The organism is Sinorhizobium meliloti (genome assembly GCF_017876815.1).
Lineage (GTDB): Bacteria > Pseudomonadota > Alphaproteobacteria > Rhizobiales > Rhizobiaceae > Sinorhizobium > Sinorhizobium meliloti.
On the sequence record NZ_JAGIOS010000001.1, the window covers coordinates 2508353 to 2522626 of the forward strand.

The 14274-nt window shown below is 60.2% G+C and carries 15 protein-coding genes and 1 pseudogene; 2 read left to right on the forward strand and 14 right to left on the reverse strand.

Going from position 1 to position 14274, the window contains the following annotated elements; genetic code table 11:
* Nucleotides 1-273: 273 nt before the first annotated feature.
* From JOH52_RS11905 to JOH52_RS11935, 7 genes and pseudogenes are all read right to left on the reverse strand, one after another.
* A pseudogene (locus JOH52_RS11905) lies at nucleotides 274-489 on the reverse strand (IS21 family transposase); the annotation flags it as partial.
* A 184-nt stretch (nucleotides 490-673) separates the two neighbouring features.
* Nucleotides 674-1906, reverse strand: a complete 1233-nt coding sequence (locus JOH52_RS11910) for a hypothetical protein (RefSeq protein WP_014529190.1) — start codon at nucleotides 1904-1906, stop codon at nucleotides 674-676.
* A 374-nt stretch (nucleotides 1907-2280) separates the two neighbouring features.
* Nucleotides 2281-4227: a RiPP maturation radical SAM C-methyltransferase gene (locus tag JOH52_RS11915; RefSeq protein WP_014529191.1), complete on the reverse strand. Its 1947-nt coding sequence runs from the start codon at nucleotides 4225-4227 to the stop codon at nucleotides 2281-2283.
* Nucleotides 4224-5681, reverse strand: coding sequence for a radical SAM family RiPP maturation amino acid epimerase (locus tag JOH52_RS11920; RefSeq protein ID WP_014529192.1), 1458 nt, complete (start codon nucleotides 5679-5681; stop codon nucleotides 4224-4226). Before JOH52_RS11920 ends, JOH52_RS11915 begins: the two co-directional genes overlap by 4 nt.
* 49 nt (nucleotides 5682-5730) lie before the next feature.
* Nucleotides 5731-6090, reverse strand: a complete 360-nt coding sequence (locus JOH52_RS11925; protein ID WP_088194192.1) for a Nif11 family protein — start codon at nucleotides 6088-6090, stop codon at nucleotides 5731-5733.
* A gap of 288 nt (nucleotides 6091-6378) precedes the next feature.
* Nucleotides 6379-6738 carry a Nif11 family protein gene (locus JOH52_RS11930; protein ID WP_017271704.1) on the reverse strand — a complete coding sequence of 120 codons (360 nt, stop codon included), beginning with the start codon at nucleotides 6736-6738 and terminating at the stop codon, nucleotides 6379-6381.
* Between the two features lie 288 nt (nucleotides 6739-7026).
* Nucleotides 7027-7386 (reverse strand): Nif11-like leader peptide family natural product precursor, encoded by a 360-nt coding sequence (locus JOH52_RS11935; RefSeq protein ID WP_014529194.1) that lies wholly within the window; start codon nucleotides 7384-7386, stop codon nucleotides 7027-7029.
* A 25-nt stretch (nucleotides 7387-7411) separates the two neighbouring features.
* Here JOH52_RS11935 and JOH52_RS11940 point away from each other — a divergent pair, with 25 nt between their 5' ends.
* On the forward strand, nucleotides 7412-7636 hold the full coding sequence (locus JOH52_RS11940; protein WP_017275726.1) for a hypothetical protein: 225 nt from the start codon (nucleotides 7412-7414) through the stop codon (nucleotides 7634-7636).
* Between the two features lie 909 nt (nucleotides 7637-8545).
* Here the strand turns inward: JOH52_RS11940 and JOH52_RS36480 are convergent.
* The 3 genes from JOH52_RS36480 to JOH52_RS11950 form a co-directional block, all read right to left on the reverse strand.
* Nucleotides 8546-8713: a DUF6900 domain-containing protein gene (locus tag JOH52_RS36480; protein ID WP_014529198.1), complete on the reverse strand. Its 168-nt coding sequence runs from the start codon at nucleotides 8711-8713 to the stop codon at nucleotides 8546-8548.
* 426 nt (nucleotides 8714-9139) lie between these two features.
* Nucleotides 9140-9319: a hypothetical protein gene (locus JOH52_RS11945; RefSeq protein ID WP_014529199.1), complete on the reverse strand. Its 180-nt coding sequence runs from the start codon at nucleotides 9317-9319 to the stop codon at nucleotides 9140-9142.
* A 26-nt stretch (nucleotides 9320-9345) separates the two neighbouring features.
* Nucleotides 9346-10980: a terminase large subunit gene (locus JOH52_RS11950; protein ID WP_014529200.1), complete on the reverse strand. Its 1635-nt coding sequence runs from the start codon at nucleotides 10978-10980 to the stop codon at nucleotides 9346-9348.
* A gap of 47 nt (nucleotides 10981-11027) precedes the next feature.
* On the opposite strand from JOH52_RS11950, the gene JOH52_RS11955 reads away from it, so the two are divergent.
* On the forward strand, nucleotides 11028-11444 hold the full coding sequence (locus JOH52_RS11955) for a DUF3489 domain-containing protein (protein ID WP_014529201.1): 417 nt from the start codon (nucleotides 11028-11030) through the stop codon (nucleotides 11442-11444).
* Here the strand turns inward: JOH52_RS11955 and JOH52_RS11960 are convergent.
* The 4 genes from JOH52_RS11960 to JOH52_RS11975 all read right to left on the reverse strand — a co-directional run bounded on the left by JOH52_RS11960 (nucleotide 11434) and on the right by JOH52_RS11975 (nucleotide 14272).
* Entirely contained in the window at nucleotides 11434-12669 is a 1236-nt protein-coding gene (locus JOH52_RS11960; RefSeq protein WP_020479476.1) for a site-specific DNA-methyltransferase, read from the reverse strand. The two genes, JOH52_RS11955 and JOH52_RS11960, sit on opposite strands and share 11 nt — an antisense overlap.
* A complete protein-coding gene (locus JOH52_RS11965) occupies nucleotides 12666-13121 on the reverse strand; it encodes a phage terminase small subunit P27 family (protein WP_014529203.1) in 456 nt (151 codons plus the stop codon). Before JOH52_RS11965 ends, JOH52_RS11960 begins: the two co-directional genes overlap by 4 nt.
* Nucleotides 13122-13396: 275 nt before the next feature.
* Nucleotides 13397-13795, reverse strand: coding sequence for an HNH endonuclease (locus tag JOH52_RS11970; RefSeq protein WP_017271710.1), 399 nt, complete (start codon nucleotides 13793-13795; stop codon nucleotides 13397-13399).
* A gap of 84 nt (nucleotides 13796-13879) precedes the next feature.
* Complete coding sequence (locus tag JOH52_RS11975) at nucleotides 13880-14272, reverse strand: hypothetical protein (protein WP_017271711.1); 393 nt, start codon at nucleotides 14270-14272, stop codon at nucleotides 13880-13882.
* Nucleotides 14273-14274: the final 2 nt, after the last annotated feature.

The following is a 14274-nucleotide window of genomic DNA, read 5'->3' on the forward strand; positions in this document are numbered from 1 at the left end:
CTGCTGGTCGTCGCGGCAATCGCGGCACTGGTCTACTGGGCGGTCGACGCGATGCAGGTGCCGGAACCGATCAATGCATCGTCAAGGTGGTAACCGTCGTCATTGCCGTCGTCGTGGTCATCCTCGTCGTGCTGCAATTGTTCGGGCTGGCCACGCCGGTCGAAGTGCCGCCAGTAACGCAATAGCAAAAAAGAGCAGCTTTTGCCGCCCCGGATCATTCGGGTTATTCTCGGTTTGTTCCTCCCTAAAGGAACGCTCCTCTGGTTAGTTGTGCGGAACGACCTCCGCATCAAAGTCATGCTCAAGCGGGTCGGGGCGACGCCGACCGCGCGGCGGCTTGGTCTGCGACGGAAGGCGCTGCTCCTTCTCCATGCGGAAGGCCGTCGCCCGGCTGATCGACGCCTTCGCGGCGGCGAGCTCAACAGAATGCGTTTGTCGGTACTTCATGAATAATCTCATCTGATGATCGGTTACATGGCGACTCGGCACAAAGGTGGTTCTCCATTCCAGAAAACCGCCACCGTAGTGGGCGACCGCGATCATGAGACGCCTAAAAATTGCGCCGCGGCGGGGGTGTAACTCCGGTCGGGCTACGCCCTCCCTTGGTCACACCCCCGCCGCCGAGTCTCATCCTGATTGACGCTGAGTCTCACCTTGGTTGTCGGCCGCGCAATCAATTGTTCCCTTCAAGCGGCAGTGACCAGAGAAAATCTACCTTTGTGCTGTTTCTAAAGATGGGATCATTTGCAGGCGCAGCCCCCCTTGTGATGGGAAGGAAAGTGGCGTCCGGTTCAGTCCAGACGGCACGTTGGTGGCAGGTCATACAGTTCGAATTGACGCCGTTTTCAAAGTGGGCCTCGAGCCAAGGGTTGAATACGGCGTTGGGCGTGCCGTTTGTCTCTTTGGGAAGATCCATGTCATAGGCGACATCCATCAGGTAATTTCGCCAGGGTCCCCTGATCTTGGTGTCATCGAGCCGGTCCGCTGCATAGGGGCCGTCGTTCGGCTTGTCATGCCACCAAAACGTAGCCCAAAACCAATTTGGGATCTCCTTGGTTGTGTAGTGCATGGCCACCAAGACAGCATAGTCGCCTTCGTCGCCGCCGAACCTCGCTGCTTGTTCAGCGTCGAGTTTGAAGTGATGAAACGCGGTGAGCGGGACAACCCTTGATCCGGGAAATCCCGGCAGATCGGTTAGTTCGCCCTCGGGAACCGAACTTCGGCTCGGATCCACGGCCACCCGACGTTTCCAGGATGACGGGGGGAAAGCCCCGGCAACGTCCGTCACTGGCATTCCGTCCCAAATAGGCATCGCGGTCATGCCGTTCTTCGCCACTGGCATCCACACCAATTTGAGCGACATTGCGCCGCGTGGATAATCCTTCACCTTCCGGTTTTCGACCGGGGTTTGCGCTGGCCAACCATCGTTGATGGCTTTCATCGTTCTATGAAGATACAACTTCTCCGACCGGGTGTGATCCTTCAGCTCTTGATTGAACAGGGTGGATGATAATTGGGACTCGCCGACCGCTTTCAAATGTGCACCGCCATGCGGGGAGAATTGACGTGGCGCGACGAGATCTCTCTTCAGAGATCTGAGACCTTTTGGTGCGCCCGTTTCTGCAGAGAAAACCTCATCGCCCGTGTACCAGGTCTCCCAGACTGTTTCACTGTTCGGATCGTTCTGCCGAGTTTTTTGCGTCAATCCTGCAAATACCGCCCACGCATGCGTGCGCAATTGTTCCTCATCGGCCCTATTGACGGCGTCCAACAAGACGCGCTCATCTGCCGGGAAGTCAAAGCCGGATGGCACCGGAGTGTAGGAGAGGTCCTGCGGCAGAGTCAGATTTCCGAGTAATAACGACGTGTATATGGCAAAAACCGTAGCAATTTTTCCGCCGCTCATTTCATCGTCCCCCGGTAAATATTAGGTGGATCACAAATAGCCCCCAAACGATCTACGGAACCCGAGCAGCAAAGGAACAGAAGACTTACATAAACTGTCGAGTCCATGCTTCCCGGACGGCCCAGTCGGCTTGAGGCTGAGATTTTGGGCAAGTCTTAGTCTAAGTCTAAGAACGGATGAGCGACGCTGACCTTGCTGGCTCCCGCAGCGAATGCCTTGAGTATGCTAGGCACGATTGCGTCGACAGACCCCCGACGCGGTCTATGGCCTGGGTGGAGGTTCACTCGCACTTCCCTGCGCATTGATTAATGGTGCACCGTCGACCACCGACTGCGAATTGCACATTGCACTTGTCCTCGTTCACGTGGCGGCACTCATGGTCCCTTGTCGAAATAGCCTCCCGGAAACGCCGTGTGGGGGGGCATTGGTGTGTGGGGATTCCAAAGGGCAAGCCCAACCAGTCGCGCGTCCAGCCGCACGATCAGCTTGCGAGCAATCATGTCGGCTATTACCCCGTCAATCTCACTCTGCATCACATTCGCCGTGCTCAGCCGCCCGCGCAGGCGGGCCTCTGGCGTGCCTTCGTCAGCAGCTAGAAGAATTTCGCGCGCGAGGCCTTTGACCCGATGTTCACGCTCCACTGCTATGGGGCGCGTGTCCTCGACTGTTATCTCGTCGCCGCTGTCGCGCATCGATAGCATGGGTTCAGTCGGGTTGAGCCAGGCTTCCTTCCAGGCCTCGGCACCCTTGACAACGGCATCCAGCCCTGGGCGGCGGTTCGCGTCGAGCGCAGCGGAATAAGCGGCGACATCACTGTCTTCACTGTCTTCGAAGGAGTAAACCAGATTCGCGAGATCGGGCTCCGAAAGCGGATAGAGGTAACGATAGGCGGCGGCCGGGCGGAGCTTCAGCCCATGCTGTTCGGCTGCGCGATGATAGGGGCTGAAGCGGTGGTAGCGCAATGGCACCACACCTACCGGTGGCCGCAGATGATGCAGTAGCGGCAACAACGGGGCCATTTCCGCATACCAAGCGTCGCTCTCGCCGGGGAAGCCCCACAGTATGCTCCAAATGACCCAAACGCCATACTGGCGGCACCATTTCAAGAGCTGAACATTCTGGGCTGACGTCGTTCCCTTGCTCATCAGCTTCAAAGGACGGGTATCCAGGCTCTCGATACCCGGTTGGATCCAGCGGACGCCGCCTGCAGCCAGCTTCTCGATTTCACGGCGCTTCAGATTGGCTTTGACTTCGAAGAAGATGGCAAGCTTGTCGGGTAGGGCCATTAGGCGGGGCAGGGCTTTTTCGATGTAGTCAGTGGCCAGGATGTTGTCCACTGCTTCGATGCGCGACGAGCCGTAACGCGCCGACATCTCAATCATCTCCTCTGCGGCCTGCTCAGCTGGTTTCTGGCGGTAGGTCATCGATCCGCCGTTCAGCCCGCAGAACTTGCAGTGGCTGCGCTGCCCCCACCAGCAGCCGCGAGAGAACTCCATCGGCAGCCCGGGATAGACGCGGTCGGCGTAGAGCGACTGATCGAGTTCGGCAAAATAGTCCGAGAAATCGGGCAGCGGCAGGTCATGCATATTCTCGACCACTGCGCGGGGCACCAAGTCGCCCGTTGTGGTCGCAGGATAGCCGGCCTTGCGATGTGCTGGACCAAAGACGCCGAATGGTAGGTTGGCCGGCGGAATATCTTTACCGTGCTTTAAAATGTTGCGACAAAGCGGGCCGATCAGTGCGTCGGCCTCGCCCGACACGACGTAGTCGACCCACGGGAAACTCGCGTGAGTGGTACGTCCCATCACCGATTCGCAGTTTGCGCCACCCATGAGAGTAACCAGCCCCGGTGAGCGCTCTCTCAGTCGACGCAGCAAGGCGAGCGAGGGAACATGTTGGGCAAAAGTGGAGGTGCATCCGACGATGGCCGGCCGTTGCTCCAGTATCTTGTTGGATATCCAATCGATGAAGCCGCCGATGAGCGAGCGCAGCTCGAGGATATTGGCACGCTCGGCCATATTTTTATCGGGGTGTCTCGGATGGCCTTTCAGATACCGGTCGAGGAAGGCGTCGTCGTCCGCTTTCCAATCAGGGAAAGCGATACCTGCGAACAGCCACTCGGCAAGCGCAAAAGGGGAACGCTCAAGCAGCTGATAGTTGGCGAGACCGGCATATTCCAGGAACGAGATGTTGGCATACATTGTCTTGGATCGCAGTCCGGCCCGCGTTAGCACCGACTTTAGGAGACCAAGCGCTAGCGACGGCCGCTCAATTGCCGACATCGGCATATTGACTAGCACGATTGGCACATCGGCACTCATCTCGTGCCCTCGCTGGTCTGCCAAGCAAAGCGGTCATCGATGTCCTCTTCGAGGAGCCCCTCCGTGTGCAACTCTTCGAGCAGATTGGGGACTGCAAGGGCACTCGCTCCGTCCGCTATGACTCGCACAGCTATCTCCGACGCTGTGCAATCGCCGCACGCGATTAGATCACCAACGGAGATCGGAGCCACGTCGTCGAGGATCACATATTCATTGTAACGTGAGCGCAGGTGAAAGTGGCGGTTCCCGGCCTCGTAATGCAGGTCTCCGCGAAAGCGGATCGGCAGGTTGGGAGATGGGCTCTCGCGCATATGCTGGTCGATCATACTCTGGAGTTCCTCCCGGAATCCGTCTGGCGTCTTGAAAAAGCGTTCATCCAAGATGCGGTAGCCGAGTGGCCAGCGTTTGCTCGCTGGTACTGGCGTGACCAGCTGTACCCGTCTTTGCAGCATGTTCACGAGGAAGCCGGAAACGCAGGCGATTGTCGTGGAACGATACTCCGGTACCGCGATTGCATCCTTGTTGTTGACTGCCCTGAGTGTTACCTCGCGACTGCGCCCAGCGAGAGCTTTTGGGGCCTGCGCCTCCTTGCCCTGCTGGACGAGTTCGACCCCCATCAGGTCCTCGGGCGAAAACGCCGCGTGAATCTGATTGAGGTGATCGGTGCTTAGCACGGAGAAACGATTTGTAACGCTTCGGTAGCGGTCGAATAGTTGGAACAGGCGTTCAGTGAGTGCCCGATCCTTGAGGGGGGCCGCCGTCGTCGTTTGCGGCAGTGCGCCCGTGATTTGATAGTAGTCGGACAGAAAGCGGTCGTAGTCCGGGTTATCCATTGGCTCGGTGGCCCAGTAGCAGAAGCCGGTGCGGGCAGCCGAACCAAACATCTCGCTCGCGACACCGACCACGCCGCGCCAAAGCTCGGCATGCTCTTCGTTATATTCAAAGTAGCCCTTGAAGCGGCCAGCTGACAGGCCGCAAAACCAGCAACCGACGGTGCAGCCTTCGCTCAGCTCGAAAGCGATAATGGGGTGCGTGATCGCCCCCGCTGATCCGACGTGGCTATTGCAGCGGCGGATCTGGCGCTCGCGCCACACGTGAAAACGAGGGGCGACCATCGCCATTTGGCCCTCATCGCGCAGGATGTCGCGATGGCGGATCATCTCGTCGATATACTCATACCATATTATAGCCAGCGGCCAGGACGAACACTCGGGCTTAGAGCGATAGTTCATGTAGTCGCGGCGCCAGAGCGGTAGCATCTCCAGAGGGTCGACGTCGATGCCGTAGCGCTCGGTCACCTTTCGAGGGTTGTCGAGGTTCTCGTTGAGCTCGGTGCGGAACGCGAGGTCGCCGGTCAGGCGCTCCATGAAGCGCTTAATGTGCGCCAGCGTACGAAGCTGTTTGGGTGTGCGCCGGTCAAAGATCTTTCGGTAGTACTCCGCAGCGTTTGGCATCACTTTTGGTCCCCCTGTCCCACTTTCGTCACGGGTGAATGCCGCTTGCTCAGATCACCACCACAACGACGGTGACAACGGCTTCGGCTCCTGCAAGGACAGTCGTCGCTGCCTCCGCGGCCTGGACCGCGGTGGTAGCGACGACAGCCGCCTGAAAGACCTTGGTCGAGGTCGCAACGTCCGACTTTAGCTTGCCGTCGACGACCGCATTGACCTGCTTGACGTTCGGATCGCCTGGGCTTCGCGATTGGATGTAAGTTTTAGCTTCATCGAGCGTGAACTCGTAGCCGCGCTCGTTTGCGGCAGCTACCAGCGCCGCGAGACCCGTGGCCTTCGGCTTCACCGCTTCAAGCAGATCATCGTCTTTTTCCAGGTCGTCGACGAACCGATATAGGTCAGCTTTCGTCATTGCATGTCCCTCCTTTTAGGGGCGATAGGAAAAATTTGGCTCGAGGAATGGACACATGACTTGGCAAACAAGCCTGTCTCGCGGAACCGACAAAAGTGACTGCCACGCCAGAACGCACTCGAAGTTAAAAGCCACGCCGCGTGAGGAGCGGCCGGCGTGGCCAGCTGCGAAGCTGTTGCGGCGTGCGCCGGTCAAAGATCTTTTTCGGTAGTACTCCGCAGCGTTTGGCATGACTGTTTGGTCCCCCTCTCACACTTTCATCTTTCATCACGGGTGAATGCCGCTTGGTCAGACCACCACCACAACGACGGTGACAACGGCTTCGGCTGCTGTAAGCACAGTCGTCCCTGCCTCCACGGCCTGGACCGCGGTGGTAGCGACCGCAGCCGTCTGAAAGACCTTGGTCGAGGTCGCAACGTCCGATTTTAGCTTGCCGTCGACGACCGCATTGACCTGCTTGACGTTCGGATCGCCTGGGCTTCGCGATTGGATGTAAGCTTTAGCTTCATCGAGCGTGAACTCGTAGCCGCGCTCGTTTGCGGCAGCTACCAGCGCCGCGAGACCCGTGGCCTTCGGCTTCACCGCTTCAAGCAGATCATCGTCTTTTTCCAGGTCGTCGACGAACCGATATAGGTCAGCTTTCGTCATCGTTTTGTCCTCCTTTTAGGGGCGATAGGAAAAATTTGGCTCGAGGAATGGACACATGACTTGGCAAACAAGCCTGTCTCGCGGAACCGACAAAAGTGACTGCCACGCCAGAACGCACTCGAAGTTAAAAGCCACGCCGCGTGAGGAGCGGCCGGCGTGGCCAGCTGCGAAGCTGTTGCGGCGTGCGCCGGTCAAAGATCTTTTTCGGTAGTACTCCGCAGCGTTTGGCATGACTGTTTGGTCCCCCTCTCACACTTTCATCTTTCATCACGGGTGAATGCCGCTTGGTCAGACCACCACCACAACGACGGTGACAACGGCTTCGGCTGCTGTAAGCACAGTCGTCCCTGCCTCCACGGCCTGGACCGCGGTGGTAGCGACCGCAGCCGTCTGAAAGACCTTGGTCGAGGTCGCAACGTCCGATTTTAGCTTGCCGTCGACGACCGCATTGACCTGCTTGACGTTCGGATCGCCTGGGCTTCGCGATTGGATGTAAGCTTTAGCTTCATCGAGCGTGAACTCGTAGCCGCGCTCGTTTGCGGCAGCTACCAGCGCCGCGAGACCCGTGGCCTTCGGCTTCACCGCTTCAAGCAGATTGCCGTCTTTTTCCAGGTCGTCGACGAACCGATATAGGTCAGCTTTCGTCATCGTTTTGTCCTCCGTGGATCTCTAGGTGATCGTGTCGATCGAGGCGTTCGCCATCTCGCCTTTGGCGACATGGTCGAGCATGGGGCCGACTGGTGGGTCGGCTGTGGGCGGCGGCCATCAAGATCGCCCCTTGCTCGTGACGTGTCAGCACGAGCTCGTCCAGGTTTTCCTCGCCGGGGGCGCCGTAGATGCGATCGAAGAACGCCATCTTGCTTCCTTTCGTGCTTCAAATCGTTTTCATGAAATCTGATCGTGCAAAAGTCGTGCCAGGCCGCAGGAGCGACTAAAATAATGCTAATGGCTTTCTTTCAGATAGTTAGGTCTGGAAATTGACCCACGGTTGAAGGAACAATCTGTGTCGTTGATGCGACAAGGCGACGGACTATGTCGTATAGGCGCCGGCAGTCATCCGCTCGACGCCGGCATGGAAAGAGCAGGCATGTCAACTGCGGATAGCTGTCGCCTTCTCGCCTTCGCCGACATGGTCAAGCATAAGGCAGCCGGAGGCATTGCGGTGGGATTGGCGACACCTTTCCCGCATTTCCGGGGCCGAGCCGTGCACCGCCTAAAAGATAGCCGCACCCGGACCGCTATTGGCGCCCAGCGTCATGCCGAGGCCGGCGATTTGGTTGGCGCCGAACAGATTGGTGGTGATGGACATCGAACTGATCCGGCTTCATGACGAACTGCATGGCGCAGGCGTCGACGATGCGCTCATCCGTGGCTAGCCGACTCGCCAGCGCGGGTTCGAGGCGTAGCGTATAATCCGGCGGCATTCGGCCCTCGTGCTTATGTCGTGCGAGCTGGCGACCGCCTGACGATCGTCGCCGACTGCGATGAAGTGCTGGACGGCGACATAGAAGCCTTCGAGGTTCGGATTAGCACGATATCGATATCCTCGTGGCCCGCCCCGAAACGATGGTCTTTGCGGGGCGCACATTGGCGTAGGCGTCGAAGCTTTCGCGCAGCCACACGTTGACAGAGCGAAAGCCACCGCCGACTGCCGTTGTCAACGTGTCCTTAAGCGCCAGCTTGTGTAGCGGATCCTCTCGAGATCGCCTGCGGCATGGCCTCGCCGCTCTTTTCAATTCGGCGAGGCCGCCGAATTGACGACCTGACCTCCGTCAAACGTTTCTGCCAGAAAGTCCGAATTTCGGATTCAGGTGACTAGCGCGCTTTCGACCTGCCAAACGGAAACGTTGTGAAAATCGAGGGCGTCTGAATTTCTGGTCACCAGCGAACGGATGCCAAGAAAAGTCCTCTCGATTCTGTGGCTGAATTCGTATTCATCCATGCTCAAGGTGTGCCTGTACTTGTGTCGTGCCATAGTTCAATACTCCATGTATTTCGGCCAGATAGGGTAGGGGGTGAGCCTGCCGTCCTCTGCCGCCAGCCTTTGATGACGACGCCGTGGCGGCGCATACAAGCTTTGGCATCGACAATAAGGCCGGTCACGTCGACGTTCTCGAGGCCGTAGGCCATGGCCCGATTGGTGGCCTTGGAAGCGTTCCTCGCAGCGGGCCTTGGCATGGGCGAGCATGTTGGCCGGAACCGGTCCCGCCGGAAACCGATGCGAATTCAGCCTTGAGGCCTTGCGGGCTGGCGATACAATCGGCGAGCGGAAGGGCGGCGAAAACTGTAAGCAGCGGCTTTCCTCATTGATACTCTTTCTTGGCGAGTCGTTTGTGTGCGGATTTGGCGTGGCCGCTGACCACCTTGACGGTCATGAGGCGGGCGGCTGGATCCTTCCAATTCATAGCCTGTCCTTCGGATTAGGCTCTGTGGAGCAACTGCCTTGGTAGGACTTGCCGTCGAAGTCGGCATGATCGTCATAGATCGTGATCTGCTTGCCATCGGCGGTCCTGGCCGATCCGGAGACATTGCCAGCGAAATACCGGACCGGATCGGCCTTGCCGATTGTCAGGTAGCGCAAGGAGACGTCGGCAAGGCACGAACTTTTTAAGCGACCAAGTTGGCGATATCCAGCTCAGCTTCCGTTCTCAGCCGACAGGCGGCGACCGCCATCACCGCAGCGACGCCCGCGTCGATCCTGCCGAATGATTTGGCCTTGGTGAGCTTGCGGTTCCCGGCGGCGTCGCTGTCAATCACTGCGTTCGATATGCACCAGCGCAGCACCGGGTGCCCGCCATGGAACAATTTGCCTTGCACCGCCAGTTCCTCGAACGACTCGATGGCCGGTGACATCGATTTATAACCCTGACCAAACGGCGACAGCGGCACGTCGACGCCGAGCCGCGCGAACGACTGTTTCAGGACGTCGATCCGCCACATGTCGTAATTGACGTTGGCAAACGGAATGGTCGACGACAGTTCGCCGACGTCGGCTGCGAGAGAATCATAGTCGAGCACCTGTCCGGGCACCGGTATCAGAAACCCCTTGTCGGCCCAGACGCGGTAGGGCGCGCGGTCGCGTAAGCCGCGTTCGTCGAGCGTATCGCCAGGCGTCCAGATGCGCGGGACGAGGTGGATGTTGCTCTCGTCGTCCTCGACCGCCATGACGAAGGCGGAGAGGTCGGTGCGGGCCGACAGATCCAGCCCGCCATAGACCGGCCTGCCATCGTAGAGCAGATCTTCGACCGTCGGCTTTGCGCCACGCACCCATACGTTCGGCGACAGAAACGGTGCTTTGGCCTGGACGCGCTGGTTGAGGTAGAGATTGCGCAGCCGGTTCTCGAGCGACGGCACCTTTTCGGCCCGCTTCATGGCGGCGCGGAATTCGCCGATGTCGCGGTAATCGCCGAACGCCGGGTTGGCCTTTTTCCATTCTCTCTCATCCAGCAGCTTGCAGCCGGATTCGGCGGCATAGAGATGGACGGTAAAGGTATCGTCCTCGATCTCGCCCGCGCGGATCTTCAGACCGTAGTCGATCAGCTCCGACAGGATGTGGTCGTCGGCGGGAGCCTGGGTGGAGATAATCATCATCAGCGGCTCGACCTGCGCGCCTAGCGAGGTCATCAGCACGTCGTAGAGCAGCGCGTTCTTCGCCTGCGAAAGCTCGTCGTACACCACGAGGTCAAGCCCTTCGCCGAACTGGCCACCGGCTTCGGCGGCGATGGCCGAATAGAACGAGCCGTCGCGGCGGTGGGTGACGTGCTTGGTCGAGTCGACCACCTTCAGCCGCTTGGCGAGCACGACGTTCATTTTCACCATGCGGGCGACGAAGCGGTAGACGATCGAGGCCTGCTTGCGGGTGGTGGCAGCCGAGGCGATCACCGAGTTCGGCTTCTTGAACGGGCCTACCAGGTGCAGAAGGATTATCACCGCAGCCAGCAACGTCTTGCCGTTGCGCCGCGCCACCGAGAACACCGCCTGCCTTCGCTTGCGCTGGCCATCCTTGTCTCTCGGATTATAGACGTCGCGAATAAACTCGATCTGCGGCTTGGCCAGCCGGAGCGGCTTGCCGACGTGCTTGCCCGCCGGGACGATCAGCGAATGCGCAAACGCAATCGCCCTGCCGGACGGCAGGCCCCAGTCCTTTTTTGGCACTTGGCGCAGCACCATGAGATGGCGCAGTTCGGACGTCAGCCCGATCTGAGATTTACCAGCGGATGGCGCTTGCTTGTCGATAAACACAATCGTATGTCCACAACCACAACCACAACACGAGAACTAGCGTACAGATGATGCATTTTAAAATCGTAGGTGGTGGCGGCGAGGCGGACGAAGCCCGCGACACCAGCCCGGATGCGGTGGTCGATTTCGGCCAAGCGCAGGAAGCGGTAAAGGGCAAGCGCAAGGCCAAGGCCACGAAGACGGGTGGCGGCGACACCAAGGCGGAAAAGCCGAAGCGGGCGAAGAAGGAAAAGCCGGTGAAGGAGCCACGCGAAAACAAGACTGACGCGCTGGCGTTGATGCTGCTCGAAGCAAACGGTGCCACAGTCGCGGAAGTCGCCAAGGCCTTTGGCTGGCAGCCGCACACCACCCGCGCGGCGATCTCGACACTGCCGAAGAAGAAGCAGTTTCCCGAGGGCCACACGCTTTCCTCGGAAAAGGTCGAGGAGCGGGGCGGGCGGGTCTACCGCATCGTCAAGGTCTGATAGTACCAGCAACATCGTCGAACGAAGGCCCGCCGTCCAAGCGGGCCTTTTCTCCTGTGAAATCCTGCCAGCGCGCCACCGCGACGTCGACATAGGCCCGATTGATTTCTAGGCTGAGCGCCACCCGCGCCTCCATCTCCGCCGCGATCAGCGTCGTGCCGGAGCCGACGAACGGATCGTAGACCGCCTGTCCGGCGCTTGAATTGTTCTGCATCGGACGGCGCATCGCCTCGACCGGCTTCTGTGTCGAGTGGCCGTGGCCGGAGTCGTCGCGGCTCGGGATCGTCCATAGCGTCGATTGCGAGCGGTCCCCGCACCAGTTTCCCTTCTGCCTGACGGCATACCAGCACGGCTCGTGCTGCCAGTGATAATCGCCACGCGAAAGCGCGAAGCGGTCCTTGGCCCAGATGATCTGCGAATGGATCTGAAAGCCGCAAGCCTCCAGCGACGCCTGCACTTCGCTGGCGTATTTCCCGGCGTGCCAGACATAGGCGACCGCGCCGGGAAACAGGTCGTAAGCCTGCCGCCAGTCTGCGCGTTCGTCGTTGACGACCTCGCCCATCTTTTTCCGGTTGTTGTTGACGCCTGCCTCGGCCCGCCAGTGCGGATCGTAGTCGACGCCATAGGGCGGGTCGGTCACCATCAGGTTCGGTTTCACGCCGGACAAGAGCCGCTCGACGTCCTGCGCATTGCAGGCATCGCCGCAGAGGATGCGGTGCTGGCCGCACAGCCAGAGATCGCCTGCTTTTGACGTCGGGACGTCGGGCAGCGCCGGGGCCTCGTCGGGATCGGTCAGCCCCGGATTGCCGGTTAGACGGCCAAGGCGGCGAAGCTCGCTTTCCGAAAAACCGATCAACGCCGCCATATCCGGCAGCGTCTCCAGTTCGGCGGCGAGCAGCTTGACGTCCCAACCGGCATTCAGTGCCAGCTGGTTGTCGGCCAGCCGGTAAGCCTTGATCTGCTTTTGCGTCCAGCCGCGGGCAACCATCACCGGCACCAGTTCCAGGCCGATCTCTTGCGCCGCCAGCGCGCGCCCATGTCCGGCGATCAGTTCGCCCGCCTCGTCGACCAAGAGCGGGATGGTAAAGCCGAACTCACGGATCGACGCGGCGATCTGCGCCACCTGCTCGGGCGAGTGCGTGCGCGCGTTGGCGCCATAGTGCTTCAGGCTTGTAAGCGGTCTGCGCTCGACCGCGTCGGCGGGCCACGGCAGGTTCATCGTCATTCTCCCAGAAGCAGCGTGATCGGGTCGCTGTCCCATTTTTCGGGATGCGCCAGCCGCGCCCGACCGGCAGGCGTCAGCCCGAGTTCCGAGCCGGTGGACATCATCGCCTTGACGGCGTTGTTCATCACCACCAGCAGCGGATTGCGGACCGGCCCCTGCGGCGACTGGACCAGCAGGCCGGTCTTGTCGAGCTTCTCGCGGGCCTGCCGGAACACCGACCAGTTGACCGCATAGGCTTCCAAAGCCGCTTCATCCGCCCGCGTCAGCACGCCGTCCGGCAGCGAACTAACGGTGTACAGCCACATCTCCTCAGCCAGCTCATTTAGCCCCGGAGGCATGCGCGGATGGCCGAGTCCCTGCGGCTCGTCGTAGATCCGATGGATGCCGACATTGCTGCGGTTGCCTTCGGCCAGTTTGACTATTTTCGATTTCGGTTTTTCGCCTTTTGGCATTTTCGCCGCCTTTGCTTTGCGTAACCATCGAAAATATAGGCCAAAAAAACCCGTCCTGAAATTACAACGAGACTACGGGCGCGCCTCCGGCCCCCTTGGCGAGGATTTCTGGCCAGTCCCCCCCCCGGCCTGGGCCCCCGAGGGCCTGCGCTCCGAGCGGCGATGGTGAGCGGTCGAGGCCATGCCTCTCGGGCACGGCTCAAAGCAGGCACCAGAGCGCAGCGGCGACCACCAGCGTCAGAACGGTTGCGTTGAGCCACGCCTCGATGCTCATCTCACCGCCTCTCGCCACGCACATAGCCGCGCTTCAACCGTGCTGCCGTCTCGGGGTCGGCGACAGGCTCACGGTTGGCAGCGGCTATCGCTTCCCGCTGGGTTGGCTGCGCCCATGGGTGGTTGGGGTCGACAGGAAAACCGTCCTCGTCGCAGGCACCCGTCAGCCGTCCCTGATCGTAAGCATGTGTCAGCCTGGAATGGTGGCGGTGACAGAGCGCCTGCAGGTTCGTCCAGTCCAGCCTGCGCTCGGGCGCTGCCCTGACCGTGACGACATGGTCGACGTGCTCTGCGGGTCTACTGCAGCCTCTGACCGAGCACAGCGGGAACACCTTCAGGAACCGACGGGCCAGTCGGTGCCATTCGTGGTCGTAAGGGATGTTGCGTGGGCGCTTGCGCATCGCCTCATCCCGCCAGCAGCCACAGCGCCAGCAGCACCGCTGCGACGACGAGCACGGTGAAGGCGAAGGTGTCGTGGTGCTCGCTCATAGCCTTCGCCTTACCGTATCGATGGCTTGCAGCATGGCGTCGAGCTTCTTCTCGATGAGCGAAGCCTGCCAGTCGATCTGACCGGCGAGACCTCGGCTGCCATCGTCCTTGCCGGGATCCTGGTCGAGCGCCTGGACGCCGGTCACGTGCTGGCAGAGCGCCTGCGCCTCGGTAAGCACCGCCTGCGCCTTGTCGACGACCGGCGCGAGCCGCTTGCCAAGCGGCTCGGTCTTCACCGGTTCGCCATAGCCGAACAATTTCCTCGGAGGCGGTGGCGTCGAAGGCGTGGTGGTGATCGAACTCATTCTGGCTTCCTCCTTCGGTTTGAAGTCGTTCAACGCGGCTCCAATCGCCTTTTCGGTTGCGTTGTCGAGGTCTGGGTTTGGCATGG

Bases quoted from the DNA above. Each gene is read 5' to 3' on its own strand.
- JOH52_RS11955 (WP_014529201.1), top strand. From the start codon at position 11,028: ATGATGCATTTTAAAATCGTAGGTGGTGGCGGCGAGGCGGACGAAGCC.
- JOH52_RS11925 (WP_088194192.1), bottom strand. From the start codon at position 6,090: ATGACGAAAGCTGACCTATATCGGTTCGTCGACGACCTGGAAAAAGAC.
- JOH52_RS11970 (WP_017271710.1), bottom strand. From the start codon at position 13,795: ATGCGCAAGCGCCCACGCAACATCCCTTACGACCACGAATGGCACCGA.
- JOH52_RS11960 (WP_020479476.1), bottom strand. From the start codon at position 12,669: ATGACGATGAACCTGCCGTGGCCCGCCGACGCGGTCGAGCGCAGACCG.
- JOH52_RS11920 (WP_014529192.1), bottom strand. From the start codon at position 5,681: ATGCCAAACGCTGCGGAGTACTACCGAAAGATCTTTGACCGGCGCACA.
- JOH52_RS11935 (WP_014529194.1), bottom strand. From the start codon at position 7,386: ATGACGAAAGCTGACCTATATCGGTTCGTCGACGACCTGGAAAAAGAC.
- JOH52_RS11965 (WP_014529203.1), bottom strand. From the start codon at position 13,121: ATGCCAAAAGGCGAAAAACCGAAATCGAAAATAGTCAAACTGGCCGAA.
- JOH52_RS11930 (WP_017271704.1), bottom strand. From the start codon at position 6,738: ATGACGAAAGCTGACCTATATCGGTTCGTCGACGACCTGGAAAAAGAC.
- JOH52_RS36480 (WP_014529198.1), bottom strand. From the start codon at position 8,713: ATGGCACGACACAAGTACAGGCACACCTTGAGCATGGATGAATACGAA.
- JOH52_RS11910 (WP_014529190.1), bottom strand. From the start codon at position 1,906: ATGAGCGGCGGAAAAATTGCTACGGTTTTTGCCATATACACGTCGTTA.
- JOH52_RS11915 (WP_014529191.1), bottom strand. From the start codon at position 4,227: ATGAGTGCCGATGTGCCAATCGTGCTAGTCAATATGCCGATGTCGGCA.
- JOH52_RS11975 (WP_017271711.1), bottom strand. From the start codon at position 14,272: ATGCCAAACCCAGACCTCGACAACGCAACCGAAAAGGCGATTGGAGCC.